Genomic DNA, 15,637 nt, shown 5'->3' with positions numbered 1-15,637 from the left:
GCCTGCCGCCAGCGTTCAATCTGAGCCATGATCAAACTCTTCAATTTAAGTTCTTTTTGGCTCAATGAATACTGACTCTAAATTACCTAGCTCCTATAAATAGAAGCGTAATTCAAAGCTATTATCGCTCCAACAGAACGATAATGAATTGACTGTGCCGATAGTGCTAAAAGCGCTATCAATTTGGTCACTCAGTTCATTGAAACCGAAGTGCTTATTGCTAAGCATTTTGATTATCATCAACGAGTGCCCACACAGATTGATTGGTTTAAATTGTTAAAGAACGCTTCATAGTTAACTTAGTCAACTCGGAAGAGGCAGCTATTTTAGCGAGATAAACTTTCGTGTCAAACACTTTTTTTCATTTATCTTTTCAAGGTAAAAACCTTTTTAAAACAACTTACTGACTGGCTTAATAATTTAAGCTTTACCTTGTCAGCGAGGCGGAATTATAGAGATCAACATCACATTGGCAAGCACTTTTTTGAACTTTTTTGCCAATCAATAAACAAGCGTACAAAAACAAAGCAAACAGAACAAAACCAACCATATTTCGTTACATCTGATTAAACTGATTAGCGAAATTAGTCACCTTTTGCCAATTTGTGTACTCCACCTCTTTCGTAGTATCCGTTTCTCCACCAGTTAAACTCATAATAAAGCGAATCATCATCTTATCGAACAGACCATAACGCGGATAATATAAAGCACCAGCAAAAACACCGATCAAACTCGGCTTCCAAGGCGATTTTTTTAAGAAGGTTTGAATATAAACACTCCCTTCAGGAGTATCTTTACCTTGTTGTTCTTTGCGAGCCGTAAGATTAACGCAAAAAAAAGCGCACTTGTTTTGCTGTAAATAACTCTGGTTCGCTGCTATGAATGAATAAAGCTGAGGATTCAATCGACCATAACGAATGGATGCGCCAATAAGAACTTTATCGTAAGTTGATAAGTCTTCTGCAGTGTAGTCTTGTAAGTCCTGAATCTCACATTGGCTACCAACAAGCTTATTAGCGATAAACTGGATGATTTTCTTAGTTTGTCCTTCACGGGACGAATATAACATCAATATTTTCACGAAATCCCCTTAGCTACGCCAAAAAGTAGGCGTGAGTAAAATAAGTAATGTGAATATCTCTAGTCGACCAAATAGCATAGATACGATCAGAATCCATTTAGCCGCATCGTTAATATCCGCAAAATGAGACGCAACCTCGCCAAGTCCTGGACCAAGATTATTTAACGTCGCGGCTACCGCAGAAAAGGCGGTTAATTCATCGATTCCAGTAAAGATTAACGCCAACATACAGACCACAAATACTAAAGCGTACGCAGAAAAAAAACCCCAAACGGCATCAACAACCCGTTGTGGTAGAGCGCTATCACCTAACTTGATCGGATAAATAGCCCTTGGGTGCACCAAACGCTTCATTTCACGTGCACCTTGTAATGTTAATAAGAACACTCGGATCACTTTCATCCCGCCGCCTGTCGAACCAGCGCAGCCACCGATAAAAGAAGAAAATAATAATAAAACCGGTAAAAAGAGCGGCCACTCAGAAAAACCCGTCGTCGTAAAGCCAGCGGTAGTGGATATAGAAACCGTTTGAAACAGCGTTTGATCAAAAGCATGGTATAGCGAGTCATAACTATGATGCTTAAGAATGACCAGAAAACAGATGATAAATAAAATCACTTGGATCAGGATAAAAGCTCGAAACTCCCTATCAGCCCAATAATATTTAGGATGAACGCCTCCTGTAGCAAAGGCGGCATAGTGAAGAGTAAAGTTACAAGCAGAAATGAGTAAGAAAATTACGGTGATCAGATTAATCGCATAACTGTCAAAGTATCCGATACTCGCATCATGGGTTGAAAAACCACCAATCGCAATGGTTGAGAAGCTATGACATATTGCATCAAACAGCGTCATACCAGCAAACCAATACGCTGCCGCGCAAGCAATAGTTAGGCTTAAATAGATATACCATAAGGCTTTCGCCGTTTCAGCTATTCGGGGGGTAACTTTATTGTCTTTAACTGGGCCAGGAATTTCTGCACGATAGAGCTGCATTCCCCCAATCCCCAACACTGGTAAGATAGCCACAGCGAGAACGATGATCCCCATTCCACCAAACCATTGTAAAAACTGACGATAAAAAAGAATCGCTTTAGGCAAATCGTCAAGGCCAACAATCACCGTTGCTCCCGTGGTCGTTAAGGCAGAGAACGATTCAAAAAAGGCATCGGTTACAGACACATTTGGGTTGTCCGCTAATAAAAACGGCAGTGCTCCAGCACTACCAATAACGGTCCAGAATAAAACAACAATCAAAAATCCATCTCGTGCTTTTAACTCATGGCGATGGTGGCGATTAGGCAGCCATAGCAAGCTCCCTAAAATAAAAAGCACGAAAAAAGTAGAGACAAAAGGCACCCCGGCACCATCACCATAGATTAAGGCAACAGAAGCCGGTATCAACATAGACACACTAAACAAAGCGAGCAATAGCCCGACGATTCGAATAATTGAACGAAATTGCATAAAAAATGACGAAGCTCTGCTTCTGACTTCCTAAGTATGTTCTATGTGAGTAACAAGAATTTTAGCACCACTCTTGTTAATAATATTTTGTGTAAAATCATTCAGATTACCCCAAGGTAACTCCATGATAATCTGAACATTATCATGGTACTGAGCTTCAACCTGTTTGGCTTCATACTCATTCATGATCGATTGAGCTAAGGCAATAAAACTGTAGTCTAACGTTAGCAATACTTTTGTGGTGATTTTTTTCTCATTTATTTGAAGCTGCTTAAGCGCTTGCTGTACCCCGCCACCGTAGGCTTTTACTAACCCTCCTGTACCAAGCAAAATACCACCATAATAACGTGTGACGACAGCGGTAATTTCTCCAATTCCAGAACCTGATAATTGTGCAAGCATCGGCTTACCCGCCGTACCAGAAGGTTCACCATCATCACTAAAGCCCCATAACGTTGAGTTTTCAGGCCGTCCTGCGATAAATGCTGAGCAATGATGTCGCGCATCGGGATGCTGTTGCTTAATAGAAGCAATAAATGCCTTAGCTTCTTCAACTCCAGAGGTATGAGTAAGATAAGTAAGAAAGCGGCTTTTTTTTATCTCTTCCTCAAACAAGCAGGCCTCTGCTGGAATAGGATAAGACTGAACGTTCATAACTCAATAGTCGATCGTAAAAAGGTGACTTAGTGTATCACGAACGTAACAAAAGTCGGCTCGGATTGGTAACAAGCGCATAATGTTAAACACTTGTTTAAAAAATGTATTGAAATTAATCTATCTCCCGTTCAAACTGAAAAAACTGGTCAAACCAGAACATTAATACCACAACACTCTCACACGCAATCGCCGGATTGTATGTCACGGAGATAGACAATGATTTACCAAGCCAAAACCCTACAGGTAAAGGAATTGCAAGATGGTATCGCAGAGCTGAACTTTTGCTCTCCTGAATCCGTCAATAAACTTGATCTAGCAACCCTTACCGCACTTAATGAAGCTCTAGATGCTTTACACCAGCACTCTGGATTAAAAGGACTGATCCTGACTTCAAATAAACCTGCTTTTATCGTCGGTGCTGATATTACTGAGTTTTTAGGTTTATTTGCGATGCCTGATGCTGAGCTTGATCAGTGGTTAGTGTTTGCTAACACTATCTTTAACAAATTAGAAGACCTACCAGTCCCAACCTTATCTGCCTTAACAGGTTTCACTTTAGGTGGTGGCTGTGAGTGTGTACTTGCTACTGACTTTAGAATCGGCGATAAGACAACCAGCATTGGACTACCAGAAACCAAGCTCGGGATCATGCCTGGATTTGGTGGAACCGTTCGCCTACCACGTTTGATTGGCGCTGACAGCGCAATGGAAATCATCACTCAAGGTAAAGCCTGCCGAGCTGAGGAAGCGCTTAAGTTAGGCTTACTTGATGCGATTGTCGACAGCGATAAGCTACTTGAATCCGCACTCAATACCATCACTCAAGCGATTAATGAGAAAATTGACTGGGTAGGACGACGCCAACAAAAAACGTCACCGTTAACCTTAAGCAAAATGGAAAGCATGATGAGCTTTACCATGGCAAAAGGTGTTGTTGCTCAAGTCGCTGGTAAACATTATCCCGCGCCAATGACCGCAGTAGTTACTATTGAACAAGCCGCGCGTAGCTCACGCGATGAAGCACTGGATATTGAACGTCAGCACTTCATCAAATTGGCGAAATCAACCGAAGCTCAAGCGTTAGTGGGGCTCTTTTTAAATGATCAACACATTAAAGGATTAGCGAAACAATCGGCTAAATCAGCCAGCCAAGACACCCAACGTGCAGCTGTATTGGGTGCCGGCATTATGGGAGGCGGTATCGCTTACCAATCTGCCAGTAAAGGTGTGCCAGTCTTGATGAAAGATATCGCTCAGCCTTCACTCGACCTAGGCATGACCGAGGCTTCTAAACTACTCAATAAGCAACTAGAACGCGGTAAAATTGATGGCTTTAAAATGGCGGGCATTCTTGCTTCCATCACCCCAAGCTTACATTATGCGGGTATAGAACAGGCCGATGTGATTGTTGAAGCAGTAGTCGAAAATCCTAAAGTTAAAGCAGCGGTATTGAGTGAAGTTGAAAGCCAAGTTTCGGATAACACGATCATTACGTCCAATACGTCAACTATTCCGATTAATTTGCTCGCCAAATCACTGAAACGCCCAGAAAACTTCTGTGGTATGCACTTTTTTAATCCTGTGCATCGTATGCCATTAGTTGAGATCATTCGTGGCGAGAAAACCTCTGACGATACCATTAATCGCGTTGTCGCTTATGCGGCCAAAATGGGTAAATCGCCAATTGTCGTTAATGATTGTCCGGGCTTTTTCGTTAACCGTGTTCTGTTCCCTTACTTCGGTGGTTTCAGCTTGCTATTACGTGATGGTGCTGATTTCACCCAAATCGATAAAGTTATGGAACGTCAGTTTGGCTGGCCAATGGGACCCGCGTATTTACTCGACGTGGTTGGTCTTGATACCGCCCATCACGCACAAGCGGTCATGGCAGAAGGTTTTCCTGAACGAATGGGTAAACAAGGCCGTGATGCGATCGATGTTCTTTATGAAGCCAATAAATATGGCCAAAAAAATGGTCATGGCTTCTATAGCTACTCGATAGATAAAAAAGGCAAACCGAAGAAAAACTTCTCGGATGAAATTTTACCTCTTCTTGCTGACGTCTGTGCCAACCCACAGCCTTTTGAAGCTCAAACGATCATTGAACGCATGATGATTCCGATGATCAACGAAGTCGTGCTATGTCTAGAAGAGGGAATTATTGCTTCTCCTCAAGAAGCCGATATGGCCTTGGTCTACGGTTTAGGATTCCCTCCATTCCGTGGTGGGGTTTTCCGCTACCTCGATACCATCGGTTTAGAGCAATACATTGCGATGGCCAGACAGCATCAGCATTTAGGCGCGATGTATCACCTACCACAACTGTTACTGGATATGGCAGAAAAAGGGCAGCGCTTTTACCCCATCCCTGCTCCGGCTTCTTTATAAACAGTGATTTGGAAAAGGAATAACAAAATGAATACTGTAGTGATTGTTGATTGCCTTCGTACGCCAATGGGACGTTCGAAAGGCGGAGCATTTCGCCACCAGCGCGCTGAAGATCTCTCGGCTCATCTGATGAAGGGAATATTGGCTCGTAACCCACAAGTCAATCCGCAAGAGATCGAAGACATTTATTGGGGCTGTGTACAACAAACCTTAGAACAAGGGTTTAATGTCGCTCGTAATGCCGCCTTACTTGCTGGCCTACCGATAGATATTGGCGCGGTTACCGTCAACCGTTTATGCGGTTCATCGATGCAAGCTTTACACGACGCAGCACGAGCAATTATGGTTGGTGATGCGGAGATCTGTTTGGTTGGTGGTGTTGAGCATATGGGTCATGTACCGATGAATCATGGTGTTGACTTCCACCCTGGTTTATCAAAGAACGTAGCCAAAGCCGCCGGTATGATGGGCTTAACCGCAGAAATGCTTGGCAAGCTGCATGGCATAAGCCGTGAGCAACAAGATGCTTTCGCGGCTCGTTCTCATCAACGCGCTCAAGCCGCAACCGTCGAAGGCCGTTTTAAAAATGAGATTTTACCAACCGAAGGTCATAGCGCAGATGGAACCTTATTTACGCTAGATTATGATGAAGTCATCCGCCCAGAAACGACGGTTGAAGGTTTAGCAGAACTGCGTCCAGTTTTTGATCCCGCCAATGGAACTGTGACTGCTGGCTCTTCATCTGCTCTTTCTGATGGCGCATCGGCTATGCTGATCATGAGTGAAGCCAAAGCTAAAGCCTTAGGACTGACCATTCGCGCTAAAGTCAAATCAATGGCGATTGCCGGTTGCGACCCATCGATTATGGGTTATGGACCAGTACCCGCGACCAAAAAAGCGCTGCAACGCGCTGGACTAACAATGGCTGATATCGATCTCGTCGAGTTAAATGAAGCCTTTGCCGCCCAATCTCTGCCTTGTGCGAAAGATCTTGGTTTGATGGATTTAGTCGATGAGAAAGTCAACTTAAACGGTGGTGCGATTGCTTTAGGCCATCCTTTAGGCTGTTCAGGAACCCGTATTTCGACGACATTGATCAACCTCATGGAAGAGAAAGATGCTAAATATGGTCTGGCTACGATGTGTATTGGCCTAGGTCAAGGTATAGCAACGATTTTTGAACGTCCATAACACGTTGATTTATGTTTGAAGAGCCAGTTTAATCACTGGCTCTTCTTTTTTAAGCGTCAGTTTTTAACCAATCGCGATGTAACTGCTCACTATCACCTAAATAATCTACCATCCATTCAATTAATTGATGGTTCTCATCTTTACGCCACACTAAGCAACATTGACTTAATGGCTTATTATCAGGGAGATCTTTAGCAATTAACTGACCAGAAGACAGCAAAGGTTGAGCCATATGACTGGGCATAAAACCTACCCCTAATCCTTTTTTTAAACACTCCTTCGCACTATACCAATTGGGTAGTAAAAGACGTCGCTGCTTTGGATAATGCCCTGTATGACGCTTAGGTAATAGACTGGAAGTATCATCCAAACAAATCGCAGGATATTGGCTCACCAGTTCTTCAGTTAACATATCGACATCTGCACAAGGATGATCTGGGGATAGCACGAACACCCAATCTAATAATCCCATATCGCGCACTTCAAAATCCCCACCAACAGGTATTGCGGAGGTCGCCCCAATCACAATATCTGCCCGGCCTTGAGAAATCGCCTCCCACGATCCATTAAACACTTCCATATTGATTTGTAGCTCGGCAAATTCAAACGTTTGATAAAAGTTCTCAACCATAGGTTTGATGCAATCAAGCTTGACGACATTATCTAGCGTCAATTTAAGGGTTTTTTGCCATCCGTGTGCTGCTCTTCTGGTTTGAGATTTAATCTCTTCCATTTGCCGCAACAAATGGCGAGCTTCGACCATAAAAAGCTCACCAGCACTGGTTAATTCCACTTTTCGCGGTAAACGACGAAATAAAATCACCCCCAACTCCGTTTCGACTTGACGAACCCCATAGCTGATCGCCGAGGGAACTTTATGCAAGACCTCTGCTGCCGCAGTAAAACTGCCTAATCTGGCAACGGTATCAAGCATTTCCAGAGATGATTTAGAGAACATAGCCAACCCACCAATCAATTTTTTTGAACGATAACCAATAAATTTCGCGTTTCATTTAATACAAAATAATCAATACAATAAATAACCATAGAGAACATAGCTATCAATAGCAAACAACAAGAAAAAATGAATTAATTTTTTTGATAGGAATAAAAATGAAAGTCTCACCTTTACAACTGTTTTACTTATCAGCGCTATCGATGCTCGGCTTTATTGCTACCGATATGTATTTACCTGCCTTTAAAATCATGGAACATGATTTTTCGACAGGTCCAGAGCAGATCGCGCTGTCTTTGACGGTATTTTTAATGGGGATGGCGATAGGCCAACTTTTATGGGGCTTAGCCTCCGATAAGTTTGGACATCGTAATACCTTAATTGTCGGACTGGTGATTTTTACCATTGCTTCTTGCGGCTTAGCTTATAGCGAAGAAGTATGGCAATTGCTGAGTTTACGTTTTGTCCAAGCGATTGGGGTTTGTGCACCAGCGGTTATTTGGCAAGCGATGGTGATTAAGCGTTACCCGAGTCAAGTTAGCCAACAACTTTTTGCAACGATAATGCCACTAGTCGCATTATCCCCTGCGCTGGCACCACAATTGGGAGTGCTGCTCGCCAATACCTTCGGCTGGCATAGTATTTTCTTTACGCTCACTCTGATGGGGGTTGCTCTGGTTATCTGTACGGGTTTACAAGACAACGTCAAAGGTGATCCGAAAACAACATCGATTGCCGAAGATATCAAATATCTTTTCCAAAGTCGGGCTTATATCGGTAATGTGATGATGTTTGCTTGTGCTTCTGCGGCTTTTTTTGCCTATCTAACCGGAATGCCAGAAATCATGGCACAGCTAGGTTATGAAGCCAAAGACATTGGGATGAGCTTTATCCCACAAACCATCGCGTTCATGGTTGGGGGTTATATTGGTAAAAAATCGGTCAACAAATATGGGGATGAGAAAGTCCTTAAGCAACTACTCGCCCTATTTACCTTATCATCGGTACTGATATTTGTTGCATCGCAGTGGACACTCACCTCTATTTGGCCAATCTTAGCGCCTTTCTGTTTGATCGCTGTAGCGAATGGTGCACTTTACCCAATAGTAGTTAATCGTGCACTATCGAGCGCAAAACATAGCCCAGCTACTGCCGCGGGTATGCAAAATAGCCTGCAAATTTGTGCCGCAAGTTTAGCTAGCGCTTTAGTCGCTACATTAGCAAGTCAAGCTCAAGTGGTTACTGGCGTCGCAATTATTATTTGTATGTTTGGTCTTTGGGTCGGATACATCATTGCTAACCGACACTTAAGCCAACAGTTTACCACGCCGGATAACTCTCGCGTTGTGCGCGATAAATAGCGACGTAAACGAAGTGCAAAAACACCATCGCCCGCATGATGCGGGCGATGGTGTTTAGAACACGGTTTATTTTTTCACAGGCCGTGACCACCCAGAAATTTTCTTTTCTTTAGCGCGAGTAATCACTAACTCACCAGCGGCCACAGGCTTAGTCAGCGTGGTTCCCGCACCAACCGTTGCTCCATCCGCTATCGTAACCGGTGCAATCAATTGGCTATCTGAACCGATAAATACGTCATTGCCAATAATCGTTTTATGTTTATTAGCCCCATCGTAATTACAAGTAATTACTCCTGCCCCAATATTAACCCGCTGCCCAACCTCGGCATCCCCTAGGTAAGTAAGATGATTGGCCTTTGAGCCTTCACCCAAGCGAGCATTTTTCATCTCGACGAAGTTACCGACATGGGCATCATCACGCAGTTCAGCGCCGGGGCGTAAACGGCTGAATGGACCGACGGTACAATCTTCACCGACCGTTGCCCCTTCAATAATGCTATAGGGACGAATTACTGTATTATCATCAATCTCACAATCAATAAGGATTGAACCGGCACCAATCACAACGTTATTGCCTATCGATACCTGACCTTCGATCACGACATTAACATCAATTTCGACATCAACCCCACATTGCAACTCACCGCGCAGATCAAATCGTGCAGGATCGCGCAATATCACGCCTTGCTCAAGCAACTTATTAGCTTGGCGAGCTTGGAAAGCACGCTCTAAACGAGCAAGTTGAATGCGATCATTGACACCTTCCACTTCAATTGAACTGACTGGATGCACCGCTTCAACCGCCCGCCCTTCATCATGAGCAGCGGCAATCACATCCGTTAAATAATACTCACCCTGAGCGTTATTCTTATTAAGCCCTTTTAACCAGCGTTTTAAATCTCCACCAGTGGCAACCATAACACCCGTGTTGATCTCTTTAATTTGTTTTTGCTCTTCGCTGGCATCTTTCTGCTCAACAATCGCCACCACTGGGCCGTTCTTACGGACAATACGTCCATAGCCCGTTGGGTTATCGAGAACCACCGTCAACAGCGCAATACCACCCGTTGGTTGAGCTTCAAGTAAGCTTTCTATGGTTTGCTCCGAGATCAATGGAACATCACCATACAAAACCAAGATTTTCTCATCGTCTCTAAACTGATCCGACGCCTGATCCACCGCGTGTCCAGTGCCGAGTTGCTCTGCTTGCAAAACCCAGTTAACGGGCTCCTCGGCCAGAACGTGTTGCATTTGCTCTCCACCATGCCCATACACCAAATGGATATTATGTGCTCCAAGATTATGGCAGGTGCTAATCACATGTTTGACCATGGGCTTTCCTGCCAAAGTGTGCAGCACTTTAGGAATATGGGAGTGCATACGGGTGCCTTTGCCTGCAGCAAGGATCACAGCGCTAAATTTCATCGGATACCTATGACGTTATATAAAATATGGCTCGCATTTTAGCGGGTAACACGAGACGTGTTAATTTTCTAGTGCAAGTTTTTGATAAAAAACCAGTAAAAATCCGCCTTCTTAGAAGGAGGCTTTGGTTTACAGCCCCCTGAAAGGGGGCATACTCGCGCTGTTAGTTCATCTTCAACTCTAACAGCGCCTCATATTCTTGATCTTTCTTGTCTTGGTGTCTGACGTACCGTCTGATGATTTCTTCATTTACGCCAACCGTATCAACAAAGTAACCTCTTGCCCAAAAATGATTCCCCCAGAGCTTCTTTCTTATGTGAGGGAATTTGTTAAACAACCGAATTGCCGAACGTCCTTTCAACACTCCCATCAACGTGGAGATAGAAACTTTTGGTGGTACTATCACAACCAGATGAACATGATCCGGCTGAACATTTAGTTCCAAAACCTCACAATCTTTCATATTGCATAAAATATAGATTGAGCGATAAAGCTCCTTACCTACATTACCTTTCAGGATCTTGAATCTGTATTTCGGCGTCCAAACTATGTGGTATTTACAACGCCAATGGACATGTGATGAACTTCTGTAATCGCCCATGTTTTTTGTTTCCTCTTACTTATGGTGAATAAGAGGTTTACTTCTAACATGGGCACTTCTTCGGGCAATAGCCCCAAGGTTCAATCACCACCGCCCAAGGCGGTGGTTTAGGGATGACAACAAAAAGGCGACCAGAAGGTCGCCTTTTATGATTACGTACTGAAAAGAGATCAGCGACGCTTTCTTATTAGATCAATGACTCGTAACTGAGCAATCGCTTTAGCCAGTTCACTCGATGCCTGCGCAAAGTTCACATCACCATGATTGTCATTTAGCAACTCTTCTGCTGAGCGTTTCGCTTCAGCCGCTTTTGCTTCATCAAGCTCTTCAGCACGAATCGCAGTATCTGCTAAAATCGTTACATCATTCGGTTGAACTTCGAGTATGCCACCAGAAAGATAAATAATTTCTTCTTTACCTTTTATGGTCACAATACGCACCATCCCCGGTCTGATGTAAGTCAGTAAAGGGACGTGTCCTGCTAAAACGCCTAAATCTCCGCTTTCACCCGAGACTTGAATAGACCGCGCCCAACCGGAAAAAATCCGCTTTTCAGCACTGACTACATCTAAGTTAAAGGTTACTGATGCTGTCATAAAGCCTCCTTGGAGATTTGAGCGTTATAGCTTCTTGGCATTCTCAAGTGCATCGTCAATCGTACCGCAGTACATGAACGCTTGCTCTGGAATGTCATCATAATCGCCAGCTAATAAACCTTTAAAGCCACGCAACGTCTCTTTCAGCGATACGTAAACACCTGGGTCACCAGTAAAGACTTCCGCTACGTGATAAGGCTGAGTTAAGAAACGCTCAATCTTACGCGCGCGAGCAACCACTTGCTTATCAGATTCAGACAACTCGTCCATACCCAAAATCGCAATGATATCTTTAAGTTCTTTATAGCGCTGTAGCGTTGACTGAACACCACGAGCGACATCGTAATGCTCTTGGCCAACCACCAATGGATCCAACTGACGAGACGTTGAATCAAGCGGGTCAATCGCAGGGTAAAGACCCATTGCCGCGATGTTACGGTTAAGTACTACCGTTGCATCCAAGTGAGCAAACGTCGTCGCTGGTGACGGGTCAGTTAAGTCATCCGCAGGTACATAAACCGCTTGTACTGAAGTGATAGAACCCGTCTTCGTTGACGTGATACGCTCTTGCAGTACACCCATCTCTTCAGCAAGCGTTGGTTGATAACCTACCGCAGAAGGCATACGACCAAGCAGTGCCGACACTTCTGTTCCCGCCAGGGTATAACGATAAATGTTATCGATAAACAGCAATACGTCACGACCTTCATCACGGAATTTCTCCGCCATGGTCAAGCCAGTCAAAGCAACACGTAGACGGTTACCTGGTGGCTCGTTCATCTGGCCATAAACCATCGCTACTTTTGATTCTTCTGGCTTTTCGATGTTAACAACACCCGCTTCCTGCATTTCATGGTAGAAATCGTTACCCTCACGAGTACGCTCTCCCACCCCAGCAAATACAGAAAGACCTGAGTGTTGTAGTGCGATGTTATTGATAAGCTCCATCATGTTAACGGTCTTACCTACACCAGCACCACCAAAGAGACCGATTTTACCGCCTTTAGCAAACGGACAAATCAAATCAATTACTTTTACACCAGTTTCAAGTAGCTCTGTCGAGTTAGATTGCTCTTCATAACTTGGCGCTAAACGGTGAATAGAGTAAGTCTCTTCTGCACCAATTTCTCCGCGCTCGTCAATCGCATCACCGAGTACGTTCATGATACGACCAAGGGTTTTAACCCCTACTGGTACTGATATTGGACCGCCAGTATTTTCAACTGTCATTCCACGACGTAAACCATCTGAGCTGCCCATTACAATACAGCGAATGATACCACCGCCTAACTGTTGTTGAACCTCAAGAACAAGACGCTCTTTTGAGTCTTGAACGTTAAGTGCATCATAAACGCTAGGCACTGAGCTCTGTGGAAACTCTACGTCGACTACCGCACCGATGATCTGTACGATCTTACCTGTAGCCATCGTTAATCCTCTAGTCTGTTAATTACCTTTGTTAAACCGCTGCTGCGCCGCTAACAATCTCTGACAATTCTTGGGTGATGGCTGCTTGGCGAGCCTTGTTATACACCAGTTGTAAATCATCAATCAGATTACCTGCGTTATCCGATGCTGCTCTCATCGCAACCATTCGGGCAGACATTTCACACGCTAAGTTTTCCACTACGGATTGATATACTTGTGCTTCGATATAACGAGTCATCAAAGTATTCAGTAGTTTGTTCTGATCAGATTCAAACATGTAACTCCAAGCATGCTTGCGACCTGAATCATCTTCTTGCGCTTTCGGCAAAGGTAACAATTGTTCCATCTTTGGTTGTTGAGTCATCGAGTTAACAAACTCGTTGTACACTAGGAACAAACGATCGATTTCACCTTCTTTGTACTTAGTCAGCATAACGCTGATAGAACCGATCAAATCATCTAATTGTGGCTCATCACCGATACCGGTTTTCTGAGCGACAATTTTTGCCCCTATGCCTCGGAAATAAGAACTACCTTTACTTCCAATCATCGCGATTTCAATCGCAGTGCCACGGCTAGAATATTCATTCATATGCGCAACGGCTTTTTTAAACATATTAATGTTTAAACCACCACACAAACCGCGATCGGTGGATACGACGATATACCCAACACGTTTAGCTTCACGTTCTTCTAAGTAAGGATGAGTAAACTCCAAAGTACCGTTTGCTAAATGACCAATGACTTTACGAATTGTTTTTGAATATGGACGAGGCCCTTCCATCGCATCTTGAGTTCGACGCATTTTAGAAGCCGCAACCATTTCCATTGCTTTAGTAATTTTTTGAGTGCTTTTGACACTCCCAATCTTACTGCGAATCTCTTTTGTATTGGCCATCGTTACTCTCCGTTAATTACAATGTGGCTTGTAATTACCAAGTCTGAGTTGCTTTAAAATCTTCCACTAACTTTTTCAACTTAGCTTCAATTTCATCGTTGTAAGCACCCGTCTTGTCAATTTCCGTTTTTAAATCGGCATATTGAGAATGAGCATACGACAGAAGTGCAGATTCAAAATCCAACACTTTATTCAATTCGACATCGCTTAAGTAACCGCGCTCAGCAGCAAAAATAACCAACGCCTGATCAAAAACTGACATTGGTGCATACTGCTTTTGCTTCATCAATTCAGTCACTTTTTGACCATGGTTAAGCTGACGTTTCGTCGCCTCATCCAGATCAGAAGCAAACTGAGCAAATGCCGCAAGTTCACGATAAGCCGCCAGAGCAGTACGGATACCACCAGAGAGCTTTTTGATGATTTTTGTCTGTGCAGCACCACCTACCCGAGATACAGAGATACCGGGATCGACCGCAGGACGAACACCAGCATTAAATAACTCAGTTTGTAGGAAGATCTGACCATCGGTAATCGAAATTACGTTGGTTGGTACGAAAGCAGAAACGTCACCGGCTTGGGTTTCAATGATCGGTAATGCCGTTAAAGAACCGGTTTTACCTTTCACTTCACCGTTAGTGAAACGTTCTACATACACTTCACTCACACGAGCCGCACGCTCTAAGAGACGAGAGTGGAGGTAAAAAACGTCACCAGGGAAAGCTTCACGACCCGGTGGACGACGCAACAATAGCGAGATTTGACGATACGCCACCGCTTGCTTTGATAAGTCATCATAAACAATCAGCGCATCTTCACCACGGTCACGGAAGTATTCACCCATGGCACAGCCAGAATAAGGCGCTAGATATTGTAGTGCTGCTGATTCAGAAGCAGAAGCGACCACAACGATGGTGTTTTTCAATGCACCATGCTCTTCCAGTTTACGTACAACGTTAGCAATGGTTGACGCTTTTTGGCCAATCGCTACGTAGATAGAATAGATACCTGAATCTTTCTGGTTAATGATCGCATCAATCGCCAAAGCGGTTTTACCCGTCTGACGGTCACCGATAATCAGCTCACGCTGACCACGACCGATAGGAATCATCGCATCAACAGATTTATAACCCGTTTGTACAGGCTGATCGACCGATTTACGATCAATAACCCCAGGGGCAATCACTTCTACTGGAGAAGTTAATTTTGCTTCAATCGGACCTTTACCATCAATTGGCACACCTAACGTGTTCACCACTCGACCCAAAAGCTCTGGACCTACTGGGACTTCAAGAATACGCCCAGTACTGGTCACTTTCATACCCTCACTGAGATCAGTGTAAGGGCCCATGACAACAGCACCTACCGAATCACGTTCAAGGTTAAGTGCGAGAGCAAAATTGCCGCCCGGCAGTTCAATCATTTCACCTTGCATCACGTCCGCTAGGCCGTGAATACGGATGATACCATCGCTTACTGATACGATAGTACCTTCATTGCGAGCATCAGAAACAACGTTGAAACCTTCAATTCGCTTTCTGATGATTTCGCTGATTTCCGTGGAATTAAGTTGCATTGCTCCAATTCCC

13 protein-coding genes are annotated in these 15,637 nt (G+C 44.0%); 3 read left to right on the top strand and 10 right to left on the bottom strand.

The window, feature by feature from the left end:
- Nucleotides 1-556: 556 nt before the first annotated feature.
- From hemG to FKN93_RS10125, 3 genes are read right to left on the bottom strand one after another with little or no spacing between them, the layout of a single operon-like run.
- Complete coding sequence (gene hemG, locus FKN93_RS10135; protein WP_004397522.1) at nt 557-1,069, bottom strand: menaquinone-dependent protoporphyrinogen IX dehydrogenase; 513 nt, start codon at nt 1,067-1,069, stop codon at nt 557-559.
- A gap of 21 nt (nt 1,070-1,090) precedes the next feature.
- On the bottom strand, nt 1,091-2,548 hold the full coding sequence (locus FKN93_RS10130; protein WP_004397523.1) for a TrkH family potassium uptake protein: 1,458 nt from the start codon (nt 2,546-2,548) through the stop codon (nt 1,091-1,093).
- A 30-nt stretch (nt 2,549-2,578) separates the two neighbouring features.
- Nucleotides 2,579-3,202 (bottom strand): YigZ family protein, encoded by a 624-nt coding sequence (locus FKN93_RS10125; protein WP_004397524.1) that lies wholly within the window; start codon nt 3,200-3,202, stop codon nt 2,579-2,581.
- 219 nt (nt 3,203-3,421) lie between these two features.
- Between FKN93_RS10125 and fadB the strand changes: the two genes are divergently transcribed.
- Nucleotides 3,422-5,593, top strand: a complete 2,172-nt coding sequence (gene fadB / locus FKN93_RS10120) for a fatty acid oxidation complex subunit alpha FadB (protein WP_154169723.1) — start codon at nt 3,422-3,424, stop codon at nt 5,591-5,593.
- A 27-nt stretch (nt 5,594-5,620) separates the two neighbouring features.
- Complete coding sequence (fadA, locus tag FKN93_RS10115; protein ID WP_154169721.1) at nt 5,621-6,784, top strand: acetyl-CoA C-acyltransferase FadA; 1,164 nt, start codon at nt 5,621-5,623, stop codon at nt 6,782-6,784.
- 49 nt (nt 6,785-6,833) lie between these two features.
- On the opposite strand, the gene punR is transcribed toward fadA, so the two are convergent.
- Entirely contained in the window at nt 6,834-7,742 is a 909-nt protein-coding gene (gene punR / locus FKN93_RS10110; RefSeq protein WP_154169719.1) for a DNA-binding transcriptional activator PunR, read from the bottom strand.
- Nucleotides 7,743-7,897: 155 nt separating this feature from the next.
- Here punR and punC point away from each other — a divergent pair, with 155 nt between their 5' ends.
- Nucleotides 7,898-9,100 carry a purine nucleoside transporter PunC gene (gene punC / locus FKN93_RS10105; RefSeq protein WP_170905038.1) on the top strand — a complete coding sequence of 401 codons (1,203 nt, stop codon included), beginning with the start codon at nt 7,898-7,900 and terminating at the stop codon, nt 9,098-9,100.
- A gap of 66 nt (nt 9,101-9,166) precedes the next feature.
- Here the strand turns inward: punC and glmU are convergent, their stop codons facing one another.
- The 6 genes from glmU to atpA all read right to left on the bottom strand — a co-directional run bounded on the left by glmU (nt 9,167) and on the right by atpA (nt 15,624).
- Complete coding sequence (glmU, locus tag FKN93_RS10100; protein ID WP_170905037.1) at nt 9,167-10,525, bottom strand: bifunctional UDP-N-acetylglucosamine diphosphorylase/glucosamine-1-phosphate N-acetyltransferase GlmU; 1,359 nt, start codon at nt 10,523-10,525, stop codon at nt 9,167-9,169.
- Between the two features lie 163 nt (nt 10,526-10,688).
- Nucleotides 10,689-11,126 carry an IS200/IS605 family transposase gene (gene tnpA / locus FKN93_RS10095; RefSeq protein ID WP_170905036.1) on the bottom strand — a complete coding sequence of 146 codons (438 nt, stop codon included), beginning with the start codon at nt 11,124-11,126 and terminating at the stop codon, nt 10,689-10,691.
- A 170-nt stretch (nt 11,127-11,296) separates the two neighbouring features.
- Nucleotides 11,297-11,722: a F0F1 ATP synthase subunit epsilon gene (locus tag FKN93_RS10090; RefSeq protein WP_040905769.1), complete on the bottom strand. Its 426-nt coding sequence runs from the start codon at nt 11,720-11,722 to the stop codon at nt 11,297-11,299.
- A gap of 24 nt (nt 11,723-11,746) precedes the next feature.
- Nucleotides 11,747-13,150, bottom strand: a complete 1,404-nt coding sequence (gene atpD / locus FKN93_RS10085) for a F0F1 ATP synthase subunit beta (RefSeq protein WP_154169713.1) — start codon at nt 13,148-13,150, stop codon at nt 11,747-11,749.
- A 31-nt stretch (nt 13,151-13,181) separates the two neighbouring features.
- Complete coding sequence (gene atpG / locus FKN93_RS10080) at nt 13,182-14,048, bottom strand: F0F1 ATP synthase subunit gamma (RefSeq protein WP_154169711.1); 867 nt, start codon at nt 14,046-14,048, stop codon at nt 13,182-13,184.
- A gap of 34 nt (nt 14,049-14,082) precedes the next feature.
- Complete coding sequence (gene atpA / locus FKN93_RS10075; protein ID WP_154169709.1) at nt 14,083-15,624, bottom strand: F0F1 ATP synthase subunit alpha; 1,542 nt, start codon at nt 15,622-15,624, stop codon at nt 14,083-14,085.
- Nucleotides 15,625-15,637: the final 13 nt, after the last annotated feature.

It is taken from the genome of Vibrio sp. A8-1 (assembly GCF_013048685.1).
GTDB lineage: Bacteria > Pseudomonadota > Gammaproteobacteria > Enterobacterales > Vibrionaceae > Vibrio > Vibrio metschnikovii.
The sequence above is the reverse complement of the archived record's forward strand: the minus strand, read 5'-3'. Positions and strand labels throughout refer to the sequence as shown.